21 protein-coding genes are annotated in these 20059 nt (G+C 69.5%); 6 read left to right on the forward strand and 15 right to left on the reverse strand.

Going from position 1 to position 20059, the window contains the following annotated elements; all coding sequences use genetic code 11:
- Positions 1-7: 7 nt before the first annotated feature.
- The 3 genes from ACWDNU_RS19190 to ACWDNU_RS19200 are packed head-to-tail and all read right to left on the reverse strand — an operon-like array spanning position 8 to position 2237.
- The gene (locus ACWDNU_RS19190) at positions 8-1141 is read right to left on the reverse strand and encodes a M20 family metallopeptidase (RefSeq protein ID WP_449669854.1); all 1134 of its coding nucleotides are present in this window, start codon (positions 1139-1141) and stop codon (positions 8-10) included.
- Positions 1141-1818 (reverse strand): DUF1028 domain-containing protein, encoded by a 678-nt coding sequence (locus tag ACWDNU_RS19195; protein WP_370936861.1) that lies wholly within the window; start codon positions 1816-1818, stop codon positions 1141-1143. Before ACWDNU_RS19195 ends, ACWDNU_RS19190 begins: the two co-directional genes overlap by 1 nt.
- Positions 1815-2237 (reverse strand): RidA family protein, encoded by a 423-nt coding sequence (locus tag ACWDNU_RS19200; protein WP_037805786.1) that lies wholly within the window; start codon positions 2235-2237, stop codon positions 1815-1817. Before ACWDNU_RS19200 ends, ACWDNU_RS19195 begins: the two co-directional genes overlap by 4 nt.
- A gap of 226 nt (positions 2238-2463) precedes the next feature.
- On the opposite strand from ACWDNU_RS19200, the gene ACWDNU_RS19205 reads away from it, so the two are divergent.
- Positions 2464-3744: a flavin-containing monooxygenase gene (locus ACWDNU_RS19205; protein WP_370936862.1), complete on the forward strand. Its 1281-nt coding sequence runs from the start codon at positions 2464-2466 to the stop codon at positions 3742-3744.
- Here ACWDNU_RS19205 and ACWDNU_RS19210 read toward each other — a convergent pair.
- On the reverse strand, positions 3693-4328 hold the full coding sequence (locus tag ACWDNU_RS19210) for an alpha/beta fold hydrolase (protein WP_449669855.1): 636 nt from the start codon (positions 4326-4328) through the stop codon (positions 3693-3695). The genes ACWDNU_RS19205 and ACWDNU_RS19210 overlap by 52 nt on opposite strands.
- Complete coding sequence (locus tag ACWDNU_RS19215; protein ID WP_449669856.1) at positions 4325-5263, reverse strand: beta-ketoacyl-ACP synthase III; 939 nt, start codon at positions 5261-5263, stop codon at positions 4325-4327. Before ACWDNU_RS19215 ends, ACWDNU_RS19210 begins: the two co-directional genes overlap by 4 nt.
- 63 nt (positions 5264-5326) lie before the next feature.
- Between ACWDNU_RS19215 and ACWDNU_RS19220 the strand changes: the two genes are divergently transcribed.
- Entirely contained in the window at positions 5327-5920 is a 594-nt protein-coding gene (locus tag ACWDNU_RS19220; protein WP_449669857.1) for a TetR/AcrR family transcriptional regulator, read from the forward strand.
- Positions 5921-5927: 7 nt separating this feature from the next.
- On the opposite strand, the gene ACWDNU_RS19225 is transcribed toward ACWDNU_RS19220, so the two are convergent.
- Positions 5928-6848, reverse strand: a complete 921-nt coding sequence (locus tag ACWDNU_RS19225) for a LysR substrate-binding domain-containing protein (protein WP_370936866.1) — start codon at positions 6846-6848, stop codon at positions 5928-5930.
- A 14-nt stretch (positions 6849-6862) separates the two neighbouring features.
- Complete coding sequence (locus ACWDNU_RS19230; RefSeq protein WP_449669858.1) at positions 6863-8800, reverse strand: primary-amine oxidase; 1938 nt, start codon at positions 8798-8800, stop codon at positions 6863-6865.
- Between the two features lie 99 nt (positions 8801-8899).
- On the opposite strand from ACWDNU_RS19230, the gene ACWDNU_RS19235 reads away from it, so the two are divergent.
- Entirely contained in the window at positions 8900-9505 is a 606-nt protein-coding gene (locus ACWDNU_RS19235; protein WP_449669859.1) for a TetR/AcrR family transcriptional regulator, read from the forward strand.
- Here ACWDNU_RS19235 and ACWDNU_RS19240 read toward each other — a convergent pair.
- Complete coding sequence (locus ACWDNU_RS19240) at positions 9499-10956, reverse strand: aldehyde dehydrogenase family protein (RefSeq protein ID WP_449669860.1); 1458 nt, start codon at positions 10954-10956, stop codon at positions 9499-9501. The two genes, ACWDNU_RS19235 and ACWDNU_RS19240, sit on opposite strands and share 7 nt — an antisense overlap.
- Positions 10957-11058: 102 nt before the next feature.
- Complete coding sequence (gene erm, locus ACWDNU_RS19245) at positions 11059-11820, reverse strand: 23S ribosomal RNA methyltransferase Erm (protein WP_449669861.1); 762 nt, start codon at positions 11818-11820, stop codon at positions 11059-11061.
- A gap of 441 nt (positions 11821-12261) precedes the next feature.
- On the opposite strand from erm, the gene ACWDNU_RS19250 reads away from it, so the two are divergent.
- Positions 12262-13137 (forward strand): DUF2382 domain-containing protein, encoded by an 876-nt coding sequence (locus tag ACWDNU_RS19250; RefSeq protein WP_449669862.1) that lies wholly within the window; start codon positions 12262-12264, stop codon positions 13135-13137.
- A 61-nt stretch (positions 13138-13198) separates the two neighbouring features.
- Here ACWDNU_RS19250 and ACWDNU_RS19255 read toward each other — a convergent pair whose 3' ends face one another.
- The 3 genes from ACWDNU_RS19255 to ACWDNU_RS19265 are packed head-to-tail and all read right to left on the reverse strand — an operon-like array spanning position 13199 to position 16576.
- Positions 13199-13942, reverse strand: coding sequence for a succinate dehydrogenase/fumarate reductase iron-sulfur subunit (locus tag ACWDNU_RS19255; RefSeq protein WP_449669863.1), 744 nt, complete (start codon positions 13940-13942; stop codon positions 13199-13201).
- Positions 13939-15867 carry a fumarate reductase/succinate dehydrogenase flavoprotein subunit gene (locus tag ACWDNU_RS19260; protein WP_449669864.1) on the reverse strand — a complete coding sequence of 643 codons (1929 nt, stop codon included), beginning with the start codon at positions 15865-15867 and terminating at the stop codon, positions 13939-13941. Before ACWDNU_RS19260 ends, ACWDNU_RS19255 begins: the two co-directional genes overlap by 4 nt.
- 1 nt (position 15868) lies before the next feature.
- Positions 15869-16576 carry a succinate dehydrogenase cytochrome b subunit gene (locus ACWDNU_RS19265; RefSeq protein ID WP_370936873.1) on the reverse strand — a complete coding sequence of 236 codons (708 nt, stop codon included), beginning with the start codon at positions 16574-16576 and terminating at the stop codon, positions 15869-15871.
- 83 nt (positions 16577-16659) lie between these two features.
- On the opposite strand from ACWDNU_RS19265, the gene ACWDNU_RS19270 reads away from it, so the two are divergent.
- Positions 16660-17583 carry a LysR family transcriptional regulator gene (locus tag ACWDNU_RS19270; RefSeq protein ID WP_449669865.1) on the forward strand — a complete coding sequence of 308 codons (924 nt, stop codon included), beginning with the start codon at positions 16660-16662 and terminating at the stop codon, positions 17581-17583.
- On the opposite strand, the gene ACWDNU_RS19275 is transcribed toward ACWDNU_RS19270, so the two are convergent.
- On the reverse strand, positions 17584-18144 hold the full coding sequence (locus ACWDNU_RS19275) for a TetR/AcrR family transcriptional regulator (RefSeq protein ID WP_449669866.1): 561 nt from the start codon (positions 18142-18144) through the stop codon (positions 17584-17586).
- A 90-nt stretch (positions 18145-18234) separates the two neighbouring features.
- Here ACWDNU_RS19275 and ACWDNU_RS19280 point away from each other — a divergent pair, with 90 nt between their 5' ends.
- Complete coding sequence (locus ACWDNU_RS19280; protein WP_449669867.1) at positions 18235-19047, forward strand: SDR family NAD(P)-dependent oxidoreductase; 813 nt, start codon at positions 18235-18237, stop codon at positions 19045-19047.
- Here the strand turns inward: ACWDNU_RS19280 and ACWDNU_RS19285 are convergent, their stop codons facing one another.
- Positions 19048-19428, reverse strand: coding sequence for a PPOX class F420-dependent oxidoreductase (locus tag ACWDNU_RS19285; protein ID WP_449669868.1), 381 nt, complete (start codon positions 19426-19428; stop codon positions 19048-19050).
- Positions 19429-19440: 12 nt separating this feature from the next.
- Positions 19441-20043 (reverse strand): dihydrofolate reductase family protein, encoded by a 603-nt coding sequence (locus tag ACWDNU_RS19290; RefSeq protein WP_449669869.1) that lies wholly within the window; start codon positions 20041-20043, stop codon positions 19441-19443.
- Positions 20044-20059 lie beyond the last annotated feature (16 nt).

Raw genomic sequence — 20059 nt, forward strand, 5'->3', positions numbered from 1 at the left:
TCCCGGTTCAGGAGGGGCAAGAAGTACGGTCTACGCCGGTCCACGCCAGCGCGATCGCGCCGTCAAGCAGGGCCCGTTCCGCGGTGCCGCCGACGCAGTGCGCGGCGAATTCGCGCTGGTGGTTGATCGCGGGCAGCGACCCGATGCCGATGTAGGGATGAATCGCGGGCACGACCTGCGAGACGTTGCCCATGTCGGTGGACGCGCGGTTCATCCGGGACGCCGTGCCGTCCGAGGCGAACTCCCGGCCGAGTTCGAGCGCGTTCGCACGATAAGCGGCCAAAGCGGTTTCGTCGGCGCGGAATTCGGCGTAGGGCTTGCTTTCCGGCTCCACGCTCAGCTCGCAGCCAGTCGCCAGCGCGCCGGCCTCGAAAGCCCGCATCACGCGTGGCTCCAATTCGGACAGTTCCGCCAGCGTTTCGGCGCGCACATACCACCGGCCGGACGCGTGCTCGGGGATCGCGTTGGGGGCGTCTCCGGCGTGCGTGACGATGCCGTGCACCCGCGCCGAGGCGGGAAGTTGTTGCCGCAGAAGGCCGATGGCGACCTGCGCGACGGTGAACGCGTCGGCCGCGTTGACCCCAGCTTCGGGGTAAGCGGCGGCGTGCGCGGACTTTCCGGTGTAGGAGATCTTCGAGTGGCTGACGGCGAACGGCCGCGCTTCGGCGACGTCCACCGGTGCCGGATGCACCATCATCGCGAGGTCCACGCCAGCGAAAGCGCCGCGTTCCAGCAGTTCGATCTTCCCGCCGCCGCCCTCTTCAGCTGGGGTTCCGTAGACCTCGACGGTGATCCCGAGGTCGTCGGCGACGGTGGCGAGTCCTAGGGCGGCGCCGATGGAACTGGCCGCGATGAGGTTGTGCCCGCAGGCGTGGCCGAGGCCGGGCAGCGCGTCGTACTCGGCGCACAGCGCGATCCGCTGGGGACCGGAGCCGAAACTGGCGTGGAACGCGGTGTCCAGGCCGAGGTACTTCGACGTGACGGCGAACCCGGCCCGGTCGAGCAGCTCCGGAACCGCGGCAGCGGCGCGATGCTCTTCCCACGCGGTCTCCGGGTCGGCGTGCAGCCGCTCGGACAGCTGGATCAGCTCGTCGGCGTGCCCTTCGACCGCGGCGCGGGCCGCCGCTTTGGGTGCGGCCATCACTCGTCTCCCGGCACGCCGTAGGACGGCGCGGCGGCGGGGTTCAGACCGCGGGTGACGTAGTCGTCGCGCTGGGGGAGCCAGACGTCGACGAGTTCGGCGAGCTGCTCAATCGGCTCGTCCGCCCAGTCCACGCGCAGATCCGTGACCGGCCACTCCGCCGCGGACACCACGACGAGCCCGGCGGACCGCACCGGGCCTTCCTCGCCGCCCGCCGCGAGCCCGGCCCGCATCGCCGCGACGAGGCGCTGTTCCAGCTCGCCGGTCGCTTCGGCGAAAGCGTCCACCATGGACTGGGGAATGTGCTCGCCAGCCAGCATATTGCCCGCCACGACCACGCCGTCCGCCGTCGCCGACGCGTGCGTGCCCAGAGTTTTCGAGCCGCTGTAAGCGAAACCAGGCCCGTTCTGGCCGAGAACAGTCAGCTGCCGGTACTCGATGTGGTCCGCTGCCGACGTGACTTCGGCAAGCGCCTTCTCCGGATCTCCGTGCTCGGCGAGCCGGTCCAGCAGGCGTCCGCCGAGGCGCGGGTCGGTGACGTTCTGCGAGGCCGCCGCGCCGAGACCCGGACGCAGGTGCGCGACCCGGGCGACGACTGCGGGACTGGACGAACTGGCCGCGATGCCGAACCGGACGGTGCCGCCGGACGTGTCGCGGGCGACTATCGAAAAGGTCACTTCTCCTCCTCCGGGATCACCGCGATGGCGTCGATCTCGCACAGCCATTCCGGTCGGGCGAGCGCGGACACGACCACGCCGGTCGAGATCGGGTGCACGCCCTTGGTCCAGCGCCCGACGGTGCGGTAGACGGCCTCGCGGTAGCGCGGGTCGACCAGGTAGATGGTGAGCTTGACCAGATGTTCCATCCGGCTGCCCGCTTCTTCGAGCAGCATCTTGATGTTCGCCATCGCCTGTTCGGCCTGCGCGGCGACGTCGCCGATGCCGACCGATTCGCTCGTGTCGAGGTCCTGCCCGATCTGGCCGCGCACGTAGACCGTGCCGTTGGCGACGACGGCCTGGCAGAGGTCGTTGTCGAGGTTCTGCTCGGGGTAGGTGTCCCGCGTGTTGAACGGGCGGATGCGACGGTGGACAGTCACTGCGTGGCCTTCCCTGCGGCGGTCGTCGGACGCCTCAGCCTGACCGCGCGGCCGAGGTTCTGTCCAGTAGATCTTTCCGGACCAATGCATCGGTTCTTCTGATGCACGTTGCATCGCGAAAACAGATCTTGAGTGCCGGAAACATCTGTTGGACACGAGCAGTGCGGGCCGTGAGGATCCGGAGAGACGGCGCTGAACCGCGCCGGAGCCGGAGCGGAGGTCTGGGATGTCGAGCGAACAGGTGGAGGCCCTCGTCGTGGGCGGGGGGCAGGCCGGCCTGGCGATGAGCGAGCACCTGAGCGAATGCGGCGTGCCGCACGTGGTCCTGGAACGGAACCGGATCGCCGAACGCTGGCGCTCGCAGCGGTGGGACTCGCTCGTCGCGAACGGCCCCGCGTGGCACGACCGGTTCCCCGGCCTGGAATTCCCGGACGTGGCTCCCGGCGAATTCGCGTCGAAGGATCAGGTCGCGGACTATTTCGAGGCATACGCGGAAAAGATCGCCGCGCCGATCCGCACCGGAGTCGAGGTGACGTCCGTGCGGCGGCACGAGGGCAGGCCCGGATTCCGCGTCGAAACCTCGGACGGAACCATCGACGCCCGGTTCGTCATCGCGGCCACCGGTCCGTTCCAGCGCCCGGTGATCCCGCCGATCGTGCCCGCCGACGCCGGTCCCGTGCAGCTGCACTCCAGCGGCTACCGGAACCCCGAGCAGCTCCCCGAAGGCGCGGTGTTGGTGGTCGGCGCGGGCTCGTCGGGCGTGCAGATCGCCGAGGAACTCCGCCGCGCCGGACGCGAGGTGTACCTGTCCGTCGGCCCGCACGACCGTCCGCCGCGCAGCTACCGCGACCGCGACTTTTGCTGGTGGCTCGGCGTTCTGGGCAAGTGGGACGCCGAAACGCCGCCCGCCGGGGCGGAACACGTGACCATCGCGGTCAGCGGCGCGCGCGGCGGGCACACCGTGGACTTCCGCGCGCTCGCCGGACTCGGCATCACGCTCGTCGGCATGACCGGCGCGTACGCCGACGGCAAGCTCAGCTTCGCGACGGACCTGGCGAAGAACATCGCGGCGGGCGACGAGAATTACCTTGCCCTGCTTGACGAAGCCGACGCCTACGCGGCGCGCAATGGGCTCGACTTGCCGGAGGAACCGTCCGCCCGCGAGCTGGGACCGGACCCGGCATGTGTCACCGATCCGGTGCTGGAACTGGATCTGGCCGCGGCCGGAGTGACGTCGATCGTGTGGGCGACCGGCTTCGCCGTCGACTACAGCTGGCTGCAGGTCGACGCCTTCGACGAGAACGGACGGCCGAAGCACCGGCGCGGGGTCTCTGTGGAGCCTGGGGTGTACTTCATCGGCCTGCCGTGGCTGGCGCGGCGGGGGTCGAGTTTCATCTGGGGTGTGTGGCACGACGCGAAGTTCGTCGCCGACCACGTGGCGATTCAGCGCGGGTATCAGAGCCATTCCGTGACCGCGGACAGCCAGCGATCCGGTGCCCTGGAATGAATCCGGTGCCCGACGCCGATCGTCACCGTTTTCGCCTCCGGTAATGCCTGTTCGAGCAAGGCGTACCGGGATTGGTCGAGGTGACTCGTTGGTCCGCCCGCCAGGATCAGGGTCGGGGCGCTGATCGACCCGAGGCCGGTCCACCACTCGGGCTGCGGAGCGCGAAGGCCGGCGAGCACGTCCCTCAGCATCGCCGGATCGAACTGCTTGCGGCGGAGGAAGGCGAGCGCGCGCAAGGCAGTCCGGCGTCGCGACGGCGGCAGGTCGTCTCCGTCGCGCGGGGGTACCGGCATCTCTTCGAGGACGAGCCGCTCGATCCGGTCCGGCTGTTCGGCGGCCACCATGGATGCGACGAACGCGCCGAGCGAATGCCCGACGAGGGTGAACCGCGCGAGTCCGTCCAGTGAGCGCAGGACTTCGTCCCGGAACGACGTCAGCGGATAGGACCGGAGCCGTGCGCCGCCGCGATGGCCGGGCAACGCCGGGGTGTGCAGGCGGAACCCGAGCTCGGCCAGCCCGGGCCGCAGCGGCTCCCACGTCGCCGGGCTGCTCGCGGCGGCATGCAGGCAGACCAGGTCTTTCACGGACAGGCCACGACCTGGCCCGCCCACGAGAGCCCGCCGCCGAAGGCGAAGAGCAGCACCGGCTCGCCCGGCGGCAGCTCGCCGCGCGAGACCATTGTGGACAGTGCGAGCGGGACGGACGCCGCCGACGTGTTCCCCGAATCGACCACGTCCCGGCCGATCACCACGTCCTCGCGCAGGTCGAGGCGGCCGGTCAGCGCCTCGATGATGCGCAAGTTGGCTTGGTGGGTGACGACTCCGGCGAGGTCGGTGGTGGCGATGCCCGCGCGGCGGCAGGCTTCCGCCGCGACGGCGGGCAGTTCCTGCGTGGCCCAGCGGAACACCGCCTGGCCGTCCTGGGCGAACGCGGGCTGCCATTCGTCCACGAGCCGGACCAGGTTCCGGCGTGCCGGGTCGGAGCCCCAGACGACCGGCCCGACCGCCGGGACGTCGGCCGCGCTGAGGATGGCGGCACCCGCGCCGTCGCCGAGCAGGACGCAGGTGCTGCGGTCGGTCCAGTCGGTGACGTCGGACATCTTCTCCGCGCCGACGACCAGCGCGTGCCGGGCGGCTCCGGCCTGGATGGCGTGGTCGGCGGTGGCCAGCGCGGTGCAGAAGCCGGCGCAGCCGTTGTTGAGGTCGAAACAGACCGGGGCCGGGATGCCCAAGCGGCCCGCGACCTGCGCGGCGATCGACGGGCAGCGGTCGATCGCGCTGCAGGTGGCGACTACGACCAGGCCGATCTCGCCGGGTTCGAGCCCGGCCGCGGCCAGCGCCTTCGCCGCGGCCTCGGTGGCCAGATCGGCGACCGACCCGTCCGCGAGGTGCCGGGTGGCGATGCCGGTGCGGCGGCGGATCCACTCGTCGGTCGTGTCGACCATGCCTTCCAGGTCGGTGTTGGTCAGAACGCGGGCGGGCCGGTGGTGGCCGAGCGCGGTGACGCGGGAGCCGGGCATCTGTCCCTCCTCAAGGTCTGGTCGCACTATAGCGACCGATCGTTCGTAATCTATAGTGATGCCATGAGTCCCCGGAAGTCCGTCGCCGAGTCCCGTTCGACCCGCCAGCGCATCCTCGACCTCGGCCTGGTGACCGCCTCGGCGGAGGGCTTGGAGGGACTGACCATCGGGCGCCTCGCCGCCGAACTGGGGATGAGCAAGGCGGGCGTGATCGGGCACTTCGGCACCAAGGAGAGCCTGCAGCTCGCGGTCGTCGAGGCCGCGGCCGAGCTGTTCGTCCGCGAGGTGCCCGAACACGCCCGCGGAGTGCCGCGCGGCCTGCCGTATCTCCGCGCGGCCTGCGAGGCGTGGATCTCCTACCTGGAACGCGAACTGCTGCCCGGCGGCTGCTTCTTCACCGCGGCAGCGGCCGAGTTCGACGGCCGCGACGGACCGGTGCGCGACGCCGTCGTGAGGATGAGCGCGTTCTGGCAGCGGGAGCTGCGCGTCAACATCTGGCGTGCGGTGAGCCTGGAAGAGCTGCCCGCGGACACGGACATCGACCAGCTGCTCTACGAGATCGTCGCGATCATGTTGGCGCTCAACCATTTCCTGCAGCTGCACGGCGACCGCCAGGCCCCGGCCCGCGCGCGCCATGCGCTGGAGCGGCTGTTGTGATGCCGGATCAGGCTCCCGGGTCGGAGTACAGCACGCGGCACAGCTCCCGGAATTCCTGCGCCCGCCGAGTAAGCCGCACCCCGCGCATAGCGGCCAGGACGATCTCCAACGACGGAACGTCATCCGTCAGCGCAAGCGGCACCACGCTCGCCCCCGCGTAAGTCGTGTCGTCCGGCGGACGCTGGTTGAGCAACGCGAACCCGTGCCCGGAAGCCACCAGCGCCCGCACCGTTTCGTACCCGCTCGTCCGATGCCGAACCCGCGGCGCCACCCCAGCGTCGCTGAGGATCGACTGCAGATACTCCCGGCTGTGCGGCAGATCGAGCAGCACCATCGGCTCCTCGGCCAGCTCCTGCAGCGACACCTTCCGGCTCTTCCGCCGAGCGAGCCGGTGGTCCTCGGAGACAAGCGCGTACGGCGCGGCAGTCCCGACCACCTCGCGGTCGATGTCGTCGTCGAGGTCGTAACCGTACAGCATCGCCAGCTCGGTCTCGCCCGCCCGCAAAGCACTCTTGAGCGCCTTGTGCTCACCCTCGCGCAGCGACACGTGGACGCGCGGATGCCGGGACTCGAACTCGGCCAGCAGGCTCGGCAGGCGGAACGGCGCGAGCGTGGTGAAGCAGCCGACGGTGAGCGTCCCAACCAGATCGGTGCCGGATTGCCGGGCCGTTTCGACCAGCTCCGCGCCGTGTGCGAGGAAATCCAGCACCCGCTTGTAGAACTCCTCGCCGGCGGTGGTCAGGCTCAGCCCGCGGGCGTGGTGGCGCAGCAGGAACTGCACGCCCATTTCCTTCTCCAGCTGCGCGATCGCCGTCGAAACAGCCGACTGCGACACCATCAGCTCCTTCGACGCGGCAGTCATGCTCAAGTGCCGCGCCGCCGCCTCGAAATAGCGCAGCTGCACGAGGGTGAAGGAAGGCTCGCTCATGCCGACATCCTGCCTCAGTGACAGCAATCCGGATGCTGCGGTTTCGGCGCGGGCGTGTCCAGCGCGGGGTTGGCGTCGAAGAATCCGCTCGGCTTGAGGGTGAATCCGGTGTGGTCGACGGGCATGATCGGCCAGTCCTCGGTGCGCGGGTAATGCGTGAGGCCGAAGGTGTGCCAGACGACCAGGTCGGTGCCGTCGAGGTTGCGGTCGGCCTGGATCCAGGTGTCGATGCCGGTCTTGCCGTCGTTCTGGTTGACGTACTCGCCCGCCGGGAAACGCTCGTCCTCGGCATACGCGGTGACCCACAGGTGCTTGCGCGTGAAGGCGGCGCGGCGGGCGATGGACGACGCGTCGTCAGCCAGCAGCGGCGGCAGGCCCTCCGGGTGCAGGGTGTAGCCAACCGGCTGGCCGAGCGCATTGCGGGACTCAGGGTTGCTGATCCGCCAGGTGCGGCCGAGGTTGCCGTCGGCGAGCCGGGCGGCCTCGGATTCCTTGGCCAGCCTGGTGATCTTGCGGGTGAAGGCGTTGCCGTACGGGTTGTCCGGGCCGATCGGGACCCGCTGCACGTCGATCTCGTCGACGGCGTTGGCGAGACCGTCGACCATCATGTCCAGCCGCGCGGAGAACAGGTGCTGATGGAACGGCGCGCCGATGCCCGGGGCGATTTCGGTGGCCCACGGATACTCCGGGTCATCAGCGGGGAACGCCGAAGTGAAGACGATGCCGGTGGCCTTGCACTCGAGTTCGATGGTGCCGTCGAGGTACAGATACCAGTAGAAGCCGTAGTCGTAATTCCCGACCGTCACGAAGAACGAAATGACCAGCCGTCGCTGCCTGCGGGTCGAAACACTCCCGTTGTAGTGGTCAGTGTGTTTCCACAGCACGCCAGCGTCTTCCTCGTGCAGGCAGATCGCGTTCGTGATGGTGTGCGGCTGCCCGTCGTCGTCATGCAGGACCGCGTCGAAATAGCGGATCTCGCCGAGACAGTCGCAACCCAGGGTCAGCGAGTTGGCTTCCTTGCCCAGCGAATACTCGCCCGCGTCGAAGTAGTTCTGCCAGAACCGGACCGGGCTGGGATCGCCGTAGGGAACGACCATCTCGGCCACCGAAGCGCGATAGACCACCGGACGCAGCCGTTCGCCGTCCTGAAAGCCGATTTGGTGCAGGGTAAGGCCTTCGACCGCGTTGAAGCCGATCCGGAACTGCCATTTCTCCCACGTGACGACGTCGCCGTCGACGGTGAAGCTCGGGCCCTCGGGCTGGGTGATCACGATGGGCTTCTGCGTGTCTCGGGTCGGACCGTCGAGGTGGTAGTCGTAGGCGGCGCGCGGGATGTCGGCCGGACCGTCGTCGATGAGGTCGTGCACGCGGCCAGCGATCAGGTCGACGTAGGCCACGACGCCGTCGATTGGGTGCGCCCAGAGATTGTCGTCCTTGTTCAGCTGCAAGAACGCGAGGCAGCGGACGAGCCGGAGCCCGGTTTCGCCGGGGATGTCGAAGCACCCGGCGCTCAGCGCGGAGATCCGGACCGAGCGCGGTTCGTCGATGCCGCGGCGACGCATGGCCGCGTTCCACGCCTCGTCCTCCCACAGGATCTTCTCGACCAGGTCGAACTCTTCGTGCAGGATCGGCGGCTGCCCCTCGGCCACGACGTCCACCGCCCGATCGGCCGCGACTTCGCCGCTGGTCAGCGACACGACCACCTCGCGCACGGCCCCGGTCTGCCGGTCGAGCAGCAGTGAACGGACACGCCGGTCCACCGGGTCGCCCGGCTGCCAGGCGAGCACGGCCGCTTTCGCCGGTTCGAGCAGCGAAACGAGCGCGAACCGGGTGCTCTCGGTCGCGATCCCGGCCTCGGCCAGCAGCGCGCGGTTGCGGGCGACCTCGTCTTCGGTCAGGCGCGAGAGGGGGTGGGCCATGCGCGTCTCCTCATTCTTTGCGGTCTGTCGCAAAGAATGCGTCCTGCCGGTCCGCCTGGCAAGGCCCTTACGGGGTGGGTTCTCCGGAACCAGTGCTGGGTTTTTCGATGCACGTCATCAATAATCCTGGACGTGGCACGACCCAAGGACCAAGCGCAGCGGCGCGACGAGCTGGTGGCGGCGGCCGGGCGCGCGATCCGGACGCGCGGGCTGGCCGGCCTCCGCGTGCGCGACGTTGCCGAGGAGGCCGGGCTGTCGGCGGGCTCGGTCAGCTACTACTACCCGGATCTCGACGACCTGCTGTTCGAGCTGCACCGCGACGCGGTCGACCGGTTCTACTGGGCGCGAGCGCGCGCGGCGGAGGCGGAGGACGACCCGGTCCGGCGGCTCGTGCGGCTGGTCGACGCGGGGCTTCCGGCCGGGGAGGCGGATCCGCTGAGCCGGGTGCTGTACGAAATGCACGTCCACGCGGCGCGCAATCCGGCGCACGCGGTGCTGATGACGGCGCTCTGGGATCGCGAGGTGTCGCTGTACTCGGCGGCGCTGGCGCACGGCCGGGACACGGGCGCGTTCCAGTTGCGGTCACCTGCGGCGGACATCGCGGCGAACGCGGTAGCCCTGGAGGACGCGTACGGTTTGCACCTCGCCGGGCGCAACACCAGTTTGTCCGCGGCCAGGGTGCGGGCGCTGGTGCTGGGATATCTGGCCGCGGAAACCGGGCGGGACCTCGGTCAGTAGGCCGTCCAGACCGTCTTGAGGCCGGTGTACTTGTCGAACGAATGCAGGGAAAGGTCGCGGCCGAAGCCGGACTGCTTGAAGCCGCCGAACGGGGTCGCGGTGCTGAGTGCGTCCACTGTGTTCACCGAGACGGTCCCGGCGTGGATTTCATCGGAGACGCGGTGCGCGCGGGCAAGGTCGCGGGTCCAAACTGACGCGGCGAGGCCGTACGGAGTGTCGTTCGCCAGCCGGATCGCGTCCGCTTCGGATTCGAAGGTTTGCGTGGTGAGCACCGGTCCGAACAGTTCTTCGGTGACGAGCGGGTCGTCGGCGGCCAGATCGGTGACGATGGCCGGGTCCAGGAACGCACCCCGGCGGGTGCCGCCTGCGACGACAGTTCCGCTGCTCGCTTCGACGGCGGCCAGCACCCGGGCGGCTGCGGCCTCGTCGATCATCGGACCCAGTTTCGTGGCCGGGTCCAGCGGATCCCCGGGCACCCACGCGGCGGCTTTTTCGCGTAGCCGGACGAGGAATTCGTCGGCGATCGGCGCTTGGACAAGCAGGCGGGTGGTAGCAGAGCAGACCTGCCCGGAGTTCGCGCAGAAACCGAACGCGACCAGATCGGCCGCGGCGTCGAGATCCGCGTCGGCGAACACGACGACCGGGCTCTTGCCGCCGCATTCGAGCCAGACCTGCTTGAGGTTCGACTCCCCGGCGTAGCGCAGGAAGAGCCCGCCGACCGGCGTCGATCCGGTGAAGGCGAGGACGTCGACGTCCGGATGCCGCCCGAGGGCCTGTCCCGCGGTCTCGCCGAAGCCCGGCACGACGTTGAGCACCCCGTCCGGAATCCCGGCCTCCACGGCCAATTCCGCCAACCGGAGCGCGGACAGCGGGGATTGCTCGGCGGGTTTGAGCACGACGCTGTTGCCCGCGGCCAGCGCCGGGGCGAGTTTCCACCCGGCGATGTCGAGCGGGAAATTCCACGGCACGACCGCGCCCACCACCCCGAGCGGCACGCGCCGGATCGCGGCGAAGTTGCCTGGCGGAGTGGGCGCGACCTCGTCGTAACGCTTGTCGAGAGCTTCGGCGTACCAGGCGAAACACTCGGCGGTCGCGGGAACGTCCATGCCGAACGTGTCGGAGATCGGACGGCCTACGTCGAGGGTGTCGCAGAGCGCCAGTTCCCGTCCGTGCGCACCCACGAGGTCGGCCAGCTTCAGCAGGCGCTTCTTGCGTTCCGCCGCGGCGAGCCGGGACCAGCGTCCGTCCTCGAACGCCCGGCGAGCGGCCGCGACGGCGGCGTCGATCTCGTCTTCGCCGCCCTCGGCCACGTGCGCGACTGGGTGCCCGGTGGCCGGGTTGACGTCGGCGAAAGTCTTGCCGGACTTGGCATTCAGCCAGTCACCGTCCACAAAGGCCGCGGTACGGGGCCGCAGCTGCGCGGCCTCGCGCACCCAGTCGCCGTGGTTCATTCTCGGAACCGCCTCTCGTCGATTCCGTTCACTATCGCCAGCCGCAGTGGTCCGCGAAAGCAGAGCTTTTCGCTGCGCTGCATCTGGCGGATCGATGCAAGGTCACTGCGTCAGGTTCCAGAGGGAGGCCCACTGTTCGGCGGTCAGATCGCGAGGGAGCGCTTGCGGCGACAGTCGTTGCCGGGCAAGCCAAGCCCGGGCCGCGCGGCCGCTGAGGCGCCCGGTGCGCGGCAGGATCCCGCCGAGTCCGCGACCGCGTCCGGTGAAGACTTCGCGGACGAACTCCTGGTAACTGGCCTGGTTGGGGACAAGCGGCTTGGGGCGGCGGGTGATCACGAGGATCCCGCCGTCCACGGCCGGACGCGGCCGGAACGCGTGCGCGGGGACCCGGGCGGGTACCGCGAACTCGAACCACGGCCACCAGGCGGCGGTCATCTGGGACGCGCCGCCGATTCCGGCGCGGCGGCGGGCGACTTCCCATTGCACCAGCAGCACCGCGAGTTCCCAGTGCTGCTGCCGGAACAACCGGCGCAGCGTCGCGGTGGTGAGGTGGAAAGGAAGGTTGCCGACGACCGTGTGCGGGACCCCGGGCAATCGGTGCCGGAGCAGATCGCCGTGGACGACCTCGACGTTCTCCCCGGTCCGCTGCGCCAGGCGGCGGGCGCGGCGGGGATCGAGTTCGACGGCGGTCAGCGCACGGCCGGTGCGGCTGAGCGGGACGGTCAGCGCGCCGTCGCCCGCGGCGAGTTCCACGAGGGGACCGTTCGTGCGGTTGGCGGCGGTGCAGACAGCGGCGATGACGGCGGGGTCGGCCAGGAAGTTCTGGCCGAGCTCGTGCCGTCCGCCGAAGGGCTGGACAGACATGGGGGTGCGGACTCCGCGCATGAGGAAGCGACCCGGGCGCCAGGAACGGCGGCCCGGACGGACAACGGGAGAGCGCGACGGAGCGGTGAGCTTCCGGCGCTCAGGCGTTGCGCAGGCGAGTCAATGCGTACGCGGCGAAAGTGGCACCCATGGGCGGGAGCCTAGCCGACCGGCGCGTCCGGCCGCATCCTGGTTTTCCGGCGGTGTCCCGAAATACGCCGCAGCCTTTCCTGATCCGGCGGCCGGGCAATTCTTCTCCCATTTCGCCGGACCGAGTCGCGAACGGTCCTCTTGCGACAGAAGTACCCGCCGATTCCGGGTCGCAAACTGACACGAAACGGGGTCGCTCGGCTGAGGGGCATGAAGCTTGCGCGGCCCTGTGACCAGCCGGACAGTGGGACCCGGAGAAGTGATTCCGATTCGGGGAAATGGAGTGGATCCATGGTACGCGCAATGCAGCCGCAAGATCTCGTCGACAGCACCGTGGTGGACAATTCGGGCAGCAAAATCGGCAAGGTCGGCACGGTGTATCTCGCCGACGACACGCGGCGGCCGGAGTGGGTGACGGTGAAAACCGGGCTGTTCGGCCAGAAGGAGAGCTTCGTGCCGCTGTCGGGGGCGGGCATGGAGAACGACGGCTTGCACGTGCAGGTGGCGAAGGACCAGGTGTCCGACGCGCCGCGCATCGACGCCGAAGGCCACCTGTCCGAAAAGGAAAGCGTCGAGCTGTACAAGTACTACGGCTTGCCGGCTCCGCGGGCCGGGAACGGCGAAAACGTCGGCGGCGGCCGGAACACCGGGCGCGACATGGCGGCCGGCGGTATGGCTGCTGGCGGTGCGGCAGGCCAGGGCCGCGATGCGGCGGCAGGCGGCACCGCGGGCAAGGAACACGCGACCGGCCATGACACCGCCGCGGCCAAGGGCGGCCGCCACGAGACGACCGACACCGGCGACGTGGTGCGCTCGGAGGAGCGGCTGAGGGTCGGTACCGAGGAGGTCGAAACCGGCCACGTCCGGCTGCGCAAGTACGTGGTGACCGAGGACGAGCAGGTGACCGTGCCGGTCACGCACGAGGAAGTGCGCGTCGAGCGGGAGCCGATCACCGACGCCAAGGCCGCGGGCAAGGCCGAGATCGGCGAGGCGGAGCAGGACGTCGTGCTGCACGCCGAGAAGCCGGTGGTGCAGAAGGAAACCGTCCCGGTGGAGCGGGTGCGCCTCGGCACCGAGCAGGTGACGGAGGAACAGACCGTCCAGGGGAAGGTCCGCAAGGAGCAGATCGACATCGACGACGACACGCGACGGGGCAAGAAGTCCTGACCCTGCCCGCGCTGCTGCTGTCTCCCGCCGGAGCGTTTCCGGGCGGGAGACAGCAGCGCGGTCACCGCCGCGAGCGGCTGGCTTTCATGAACTCGCGGTTGAGGTTCGCGATGCTCGTCAGCGGAATCCCCTTGGGGCACGCGGCGACGCATTCGCCGGTGTTCGTGCAGCCGCCGAAGTCCGCCGCGTCCATGGTTTCCACCATGTCGAGCACCCGCTGGGCGCGTTCGGGCTGCCCCTGCGGAAGCGAGTTCAGGTGCGCGACCTTCGCCGAGGTGAACAGCATTGCCGACCCGTTCGGGCAGGCCGCCACGCACGCGCCGCAGCCGATGCAGGTCGCGTTGTCGAAGGCGAGGTCCGCGTCCGGCTTGGGCACCGGCGTCGCGTGCGCTTCGGGGGCGCTGCCGGTCGGGGCGGTGACGTAGCCGCCCGCCTCGATGATCCGGTCGAACGCCGAGCGGTCCACCACCAGGTCCTTGATCACCGGGAAACCCTTGGCGCGCCAAGGTTCCACGTCCAGCACGTCGCCGTCGCGGAAGGACCGCAGGTGCAGCTGGCAGGTCGTGGTGCGTTCGGGGCCGTGCGCCCGGCCGTTGATCACCACGCCGCACGAGCCGCAGATGCCCTCGCGGCAGTCGTGGTCGAACGCGATCGGCTGCGCGCCGTCCTCGATGAGGTGCTGGTTGAGGACGTCGAGCAGCTCCAGGAAGGACATGTCCGGGCTGGCGTCGTCGACCGGGTATTCGACGAGCCTGCCGTCGTCGTCCGGGCCGGACTGGCGCCAGACCCGCAGGGTGAGTTTCACGTGTAGCTCCGCTGGGTGGGGTGGACGTGCTCGAAGTTCAGGATTTCCTGGTGCAGCACCGGCTTCTCGCCGTATTCCCAGGCCGAGACGTAGGAGAACCGCTCGTCGTCGCGCTGGGCTTCGCCGTCTTCGGTCTGGTGTTCCTCGCGGAAATGGCCGCCGCACGATTCCTCGCGCACCAGGGCGTCGAGGAGCAACAGCTCGGCGAGTTCGAGGAAATCGGCGACGCGACCGGCCTTCTCCAGTTCCTGGTTCAGCTCCGCCCCGATGCCCGGGACGCGGACGTCGCGCCAGAATTCCGCCCGCAATTCCGGAATCCGGTCGAGTGCTTTCCGCAGGCCCTCGGCGGAGCGGGACATCCCGCAGTGGTCCCACATGAGGTGGCCCAGCTCGCGGTGGAACGAGTCCACGCTGCGGGTGCCGCGCACCGACAACAGCCGTTCGAGCCGGTCGCGCACGGCGGTTTCCGCTTGCGCGACGTCCGGATCCGCCGGGTCGAGCGCGGGGAAGCTGCCGCGGGCGATGTAGTCGTTGAGGGTGGCCGGGAGCACGAAATAGCCGTCGGCGAGGCCCTGCATCAGCGCGGACGCGCCGAGCCGGTTCGCGCCGTGGTCGGAGAAGTTCGCCTCGCCGATCACGAACAGGCCGGGCACGGTGCTCTGCAGGTCGTAGTCGACCCACAGACCGCCCATCGTGTAGTGGATCGCCGGGTAGATCCGCATCGGGACCTCGTACGGGTTCTCCGCGGTGATCCGCTCGTACATGTCGAAAAGGTTGCCGTACTTGGCTTCCACCGCCGGACGGCCCATCCGCTCGATCGCGTCCGCGAAGTCGAGGTACACGCCGAGCCCGCCGGGGCCGACGCCGAACCCGGCATCGCAGACGTTCTTCGCCGCCCGGGAGGCGATGTCGCGCGGCACCAGGTTGCCGAAGCTCGGGTACATCCGCTCGAGGTAGTAATCCCGCTCTTCCTCCGGGATGTCCTGCGGCGGCCGAGGGTCGCGCGGCTGTTTCGGAACCCAGATCCGGCCGTCGTTGCGCAGCGATTCGCTCATCAGCGTCAGCTTCGACTGGTGTTCGCCGGACCGCGGGATACAGGTCGGGTGGATCTGCGTGAAGCACGGGTTCGCGAAGTACGCGCCGCGCTTGTGCGCCCGCCAGATCGCGGTGGTGTTGGAGCCCTTCGCGTTGGTGGACAGGTAAAAGACGTTGCCGTAGCCACCGGTCGCGAGCACGACGGCGTCCGCGAGATGCGTCGTCACCTCGCCGGTCACCAGGTCCCGCGCGACGATCCCGCGCGCCTTGCCGTCGGACACGATCAGGTCCAGCATCTCCGTTCGCGGGTGCATTTCCACGCCGCCGGCGTCGATCTGCCGGGCCAGCGCCTGGTACGCGCCGAGCAGCAGCTGCTGACCGGTCTGGCCGCGCGCGTAGAACGTGCGCTGCACCTGCACACCGCCGAACGAGCGGGTGTCGAGCAGCCCGCCGTACTCCCGGGCGAACGGCACGCCCTGCGCCACCGCCTGATCGATGATCTGGGTGGACACCTGCGCCAGCCGGTACACATTGGACTCCCGGGACCGGAAGTCGCCGCCCTTCACCGTGTCGTAGAAGAGCCGGTAGACCGAATCGCCGTCGTTGCGGTAGTTCTTCGCCGCGTTGATGCCGCCCTGCGCGGCGACCGAGTGCGCGCGCCGCGGCGAGTCCTGGAAGCAGAACTGGACCACGTGGTAGCCCTGTTCGGCGAGTGTCGCCCCGGCGGACGCGCCCGCGAGACCGGTGCCGACCACGATGATCCGGTGCCGCCGCCGGTTGGCCGGGTTGACCAGCTTCGCGCCGAAGCGGCGGCTGTCCCAGCGGTCCTCGATCGGGCCGTCCGGCGCCCGGGTGTCGGCGATCGGCTCGCCGAGCGTGTAGTCGCTCATGTCAGGCCACCCATCCCGCCATCACGGCGATCGGCACGATCAGGAAGCCGCCGGTGATCACGACGGCGAGGACGGAGCCCACGGTTTTCAAGGCGCGGTCGCGGGTTTTGCTGGTGATGCCGAGGGTCTGCGCCGCGCTCCAGAAGCCGTGGTTGATGTGCAGGCCGAGCATCAGCAGCGCGACGATGTAGATCAGGTTGACCCACCAGACCTGGAAGTCCGCGACGATGTTGTGGTACGGCTGGCCGTCGCGGAAGTCCTGGTTGGCCACGCCGACCGTGAGATCCAGGATGTGCCACACGATGTAGAGCGCGAGCGTCGCGCCGCCCCAGCGCATGGTGTGCGTCGCGAAGCTGGCCTTGCGTCGCTGGCCGTGCGCGTACTTCACCGGGCGCGCTTGACGGTCCCGTTTGGACAGTTGCACCGCGGCGACCACGTGCAGCACCAGCGCGATCAGGAGCACGGTCCGCTGGATCGAGAGGTACCAGGCGTTCTGCAGCACGGGTTCGCCGATGGTGCGCAGCCAGGCCGCGTAGTCGTCGAAATGCCGCGGTCCCAGGAAAACCTTCAGGTTCCCGGCCATGTGCACGAACAGGAACGCGACGAACATCAGCCCGGTGACGGCCATGACGGCCTTCTTGCCGATGGTCGAACGCCAGAACGTCACGAGCGCCGGGCGACGGCGGGGCGGAGCGGGTGCGAGTGCCACGGAACCGACGGTAAGTCGGCGCTGACGAGAGGGCAAACACATGATTTCTCTCGACAAGATAGCCACCGCCTATGATGGCTCTCATGCAGTTCCAGCAGCTGGCGTATTTCCTGGCAGTGGCCGAGACGCGGCATTTCACGCGGGCCGCCGAACGCATGCGTGTGGCGCAGCCCTCACTGTCCCAGCAGATTCGCGCGCTGGAACGGGATGTCGGCGCGGGGCTGTTCCACCGGATCCGCGGCAACGTGACGCTCACCGAGGCGGGGGAGACGCTGCTGCCGATCGCGCGCCGGATCCTCGCCGAGACGGAGACCGCGTACCGGGCGATCCGCGAACTGGACGAACTGGGCCGCGGCCGGGTGCGGCTCGGCGCGACCCCGAGCCTCTGCACCGGCCTGCTGCCGGCGATGCTCGCCGCGTTCCGCCGGGACTATCCGGGAATCGAGCTGGTGCTGCACGAAAGCGGGTCGCGGGATCTGCAGACCGCGCTGTCGGAAGGCGGCCTGGACCTCGCGATGATCGTGGACAGCCGCGTCCACGACGATTCCCGCCTGGAGAGCCGGGCGCTGTTCGTCGAAGACCTCGTGGTGATCTCGCCGAAGGACGCGCCCGCCCCGGTGCGCGGCCGGATGCCGATCGCCGCGCTGCGGGACCGGCCGCTGGTGATGTTCCGGCAGGGCTACGACCTGCGCGAGGCGACTGTGACCGCTTGCCGCGCCGAGGGGTTCGACCCGCTCTTCGCGATCGAAGGCGGTGAGATGGACGCGGTGCTGGAGCTGGTGCAGGCAGGGCTGGGCTTGGCGGTGGTGCCGAGCACCGTGGTCGGGGACCGGTTCCGCCGCACGCGGTTCACCGAACCCGGGCTGAGCCGGGTGGTGCGGCTGGCGTACCGGCGGGACGTCGAGCAGCCGCGCGCCGTGCGGGCGCTGCAGGAGGCGGTGGTGCGGTATCTCGGCGGCGGGGAGGCGCAGCTGCCGCCGGGCACGCGTCCGCTCGTCGGCGGATGATCAGCAGGCCAGCGAGTCCAGCACTAGGTCGATCAGCCGTTGTGCCTGCGGTTTTTCGCAGTGCTGCGCGGAATACGCGACGCCGCCGATCAGGAGCAGGACGTCCTCGGCAGGCACATCGGACCGGAGCGTCCCGTCTTCCGCTCCTGCTTCGAGGAGGTCGCCGACGGCGTCGAGGAGCATTTTTCGGCTGTCCGAATACGGATCGACGCCGGACGCGATGACCGCGTTGAGTGCCTCGGACATTCCGTGCTTCGCGCTGACGTACGCGAGGAAATGCGTCAGCCACTCCCGCAGCGCTGCTGCGGCCGGGTGCTGCGTCAGGAGGGCTGCCGCTTGCTCGCAGACTCCCGCGAGCTGATGCCGGTAGGCGGCGTCGATGAGCGCTTCGCGGGTGGGGAAGTGCCGGTACAGCGTGCCGACGCCGACCCCGGCCTGCTTGGCGATCGCGGCCGGTGCCGCGTCGAGGCCTTGTTCGGCGAAGGCCTGCGCGGCGACCTCAAGGAGCCGGGCACGGTTCTCGAGCGCGTCTCTCCTGGTGCGGCGCGGGGCGTCGGCCATCGGTTCCCTCCGAGGTTGCTAACCGGAATTCATTCCGGTTACGCTAAGCGGAACGAATTCCGGTTAACCTTACCTCGGGGAGATCCCGTCATGGCCGCACGGCATTGGTTCGTCACCGGCGCTTCCGGCGGTTTGGGCCGTCAGCTGGTCGAAGAGGCGCTTCGCCGCGGCGAATACGTCACCGCGACCGTCCGGCGGCCGGACGCGCTGCCCGCTTCGCCACGCCTGACCGTGGAGCGACTCGACCTCACGCACCCGGCCGACGTCTCCGCGGTGATCGAGCAGACCTTGCGGCGGCGACCAGTGGACGTGGTTGTGAACAACGCCGGGTACGCCGTCGTGGGCGCGGCCGAGGAGATGACGCCCGAGCAGATCCGGGACCAGATCGAGGTGCTGCTGCTCGCCCCGATCCTGATCACCCGCGCGTTCCTCGGCCCGATGCGCGCGCGGGGCGGCGGGCGGATCATCCAGATCTCCAGCATGGGCGGTCAAATCGGCTCGCCGACGCACAGCGCCTACCACGCGGGAAAGTGGGGGCTGGAGGGGTACACCGAGAGCGTCAGCCGGGAAGTCGCCGAATTCGGCATCCACCTGACCTTGGCGCAGCTCGGCGGGACCCGGACCGGATTCGCGTCCGCGCTGCGGTACACCGCCGAAACGGTGCCCTATCGCGACAACGCGGTCGGCCGGACCCGCCGCTATCTCGAATCTCTCGACGACAGCGCCCTTACCGGCGACCCGGCCAAAATCGCCGCGCTGCTGTACGAGACCACCCTCCAGCCGGATCCGCCGCTGCGCCTCTCGCTGGGCTCGGACACCTACGACGCCGTCCACAATGCGCTCACCGAACGGCTGAACCGACTTGAGTCCCAACGGGAACTGGCCGCTTCGATCGCTTTCTGACTACATCCCCACGGACTGCCGTTCCGGCTCGATCAGGCCGACCACGCGCACCTGCTCGCGCGTATACGGCTGCCCGATGTACTTCTTGGCGACCGCGTCGACGATCTCCCAGGCCGGGTCGCCCTCGATCCATTCGGCCACCCGGCCGCGGATGGTGACCGGCTCGAACGGATTGTCCGGCGGGGTAAGGGAAATCGCCACGCGGGGGTCGTGGCGGAGGTTGCGGGCCTTGCGGCTGTCCGGGCCGGTGAGGAAAACGATCCGGTCGCCGTGCGTGCCGATCCACACCGGCACGACGTGCGGCGAGCCGTCCGGGAGGACGGTGGCCAGGTGGGCGATCGGAGTGCCGTCGAGGATGCGGCGGACATCGGGGTTCAGCATGGGGGTTTCCTTTCAGCGGATGATTTCGTAGTGAAGATGAGTGACGCCGGGTGCCGGGACGGCCTCGACCAGCCTGAGCTGGACGTGCTCCGGCAGCTCGCCGAAGAAGCTCCGCCCGCCGCCCAGCAGAACCGGGACCTGGTGGAGGACGACTTCGTCGACCAGCCCGGCCTTGATCGCCTCGGTGACCAGAACCCCGCCCATGAGCGCGACGTCCTTGTCGCCCGCCACCGCCCGCGCGCCGGCGACAGCCTCTTCGACGCTGGTCGCTTGCGTCTGCGCCGGGCTCAGCTCCGGCACTGGCTGGTGGCTGACCACGAACAACGGAGCGGTCGGATGCGGACCACTACCGCCGAAGTGGCTTGAATGGTCGTAGGTCGTGTGCCCGACCACCGACGCCCCGACCCGCGCGGCGAGCGTGTCGAAAACCCGCGCACTGGGTTCGGACAGGGTGAACCCGTCGAGGACTTTGCTCGGCGTGTCGCCGGTGAAGTACCAGTCGAACAGCTCTCCCGCGTCGCCGAGCCCGCTTCCGACCTCGTCGGCCCCCTCCGGGAGGAGGCCGCTGATGTAGCCGTCGACCGAGACGGAGAGGGCGCTGAACACTTTGGTCATGACGATCCTTAATAGT

Source organism: Amycolatopsis sp. NPDC003676 (assembly GCF_053587275.1).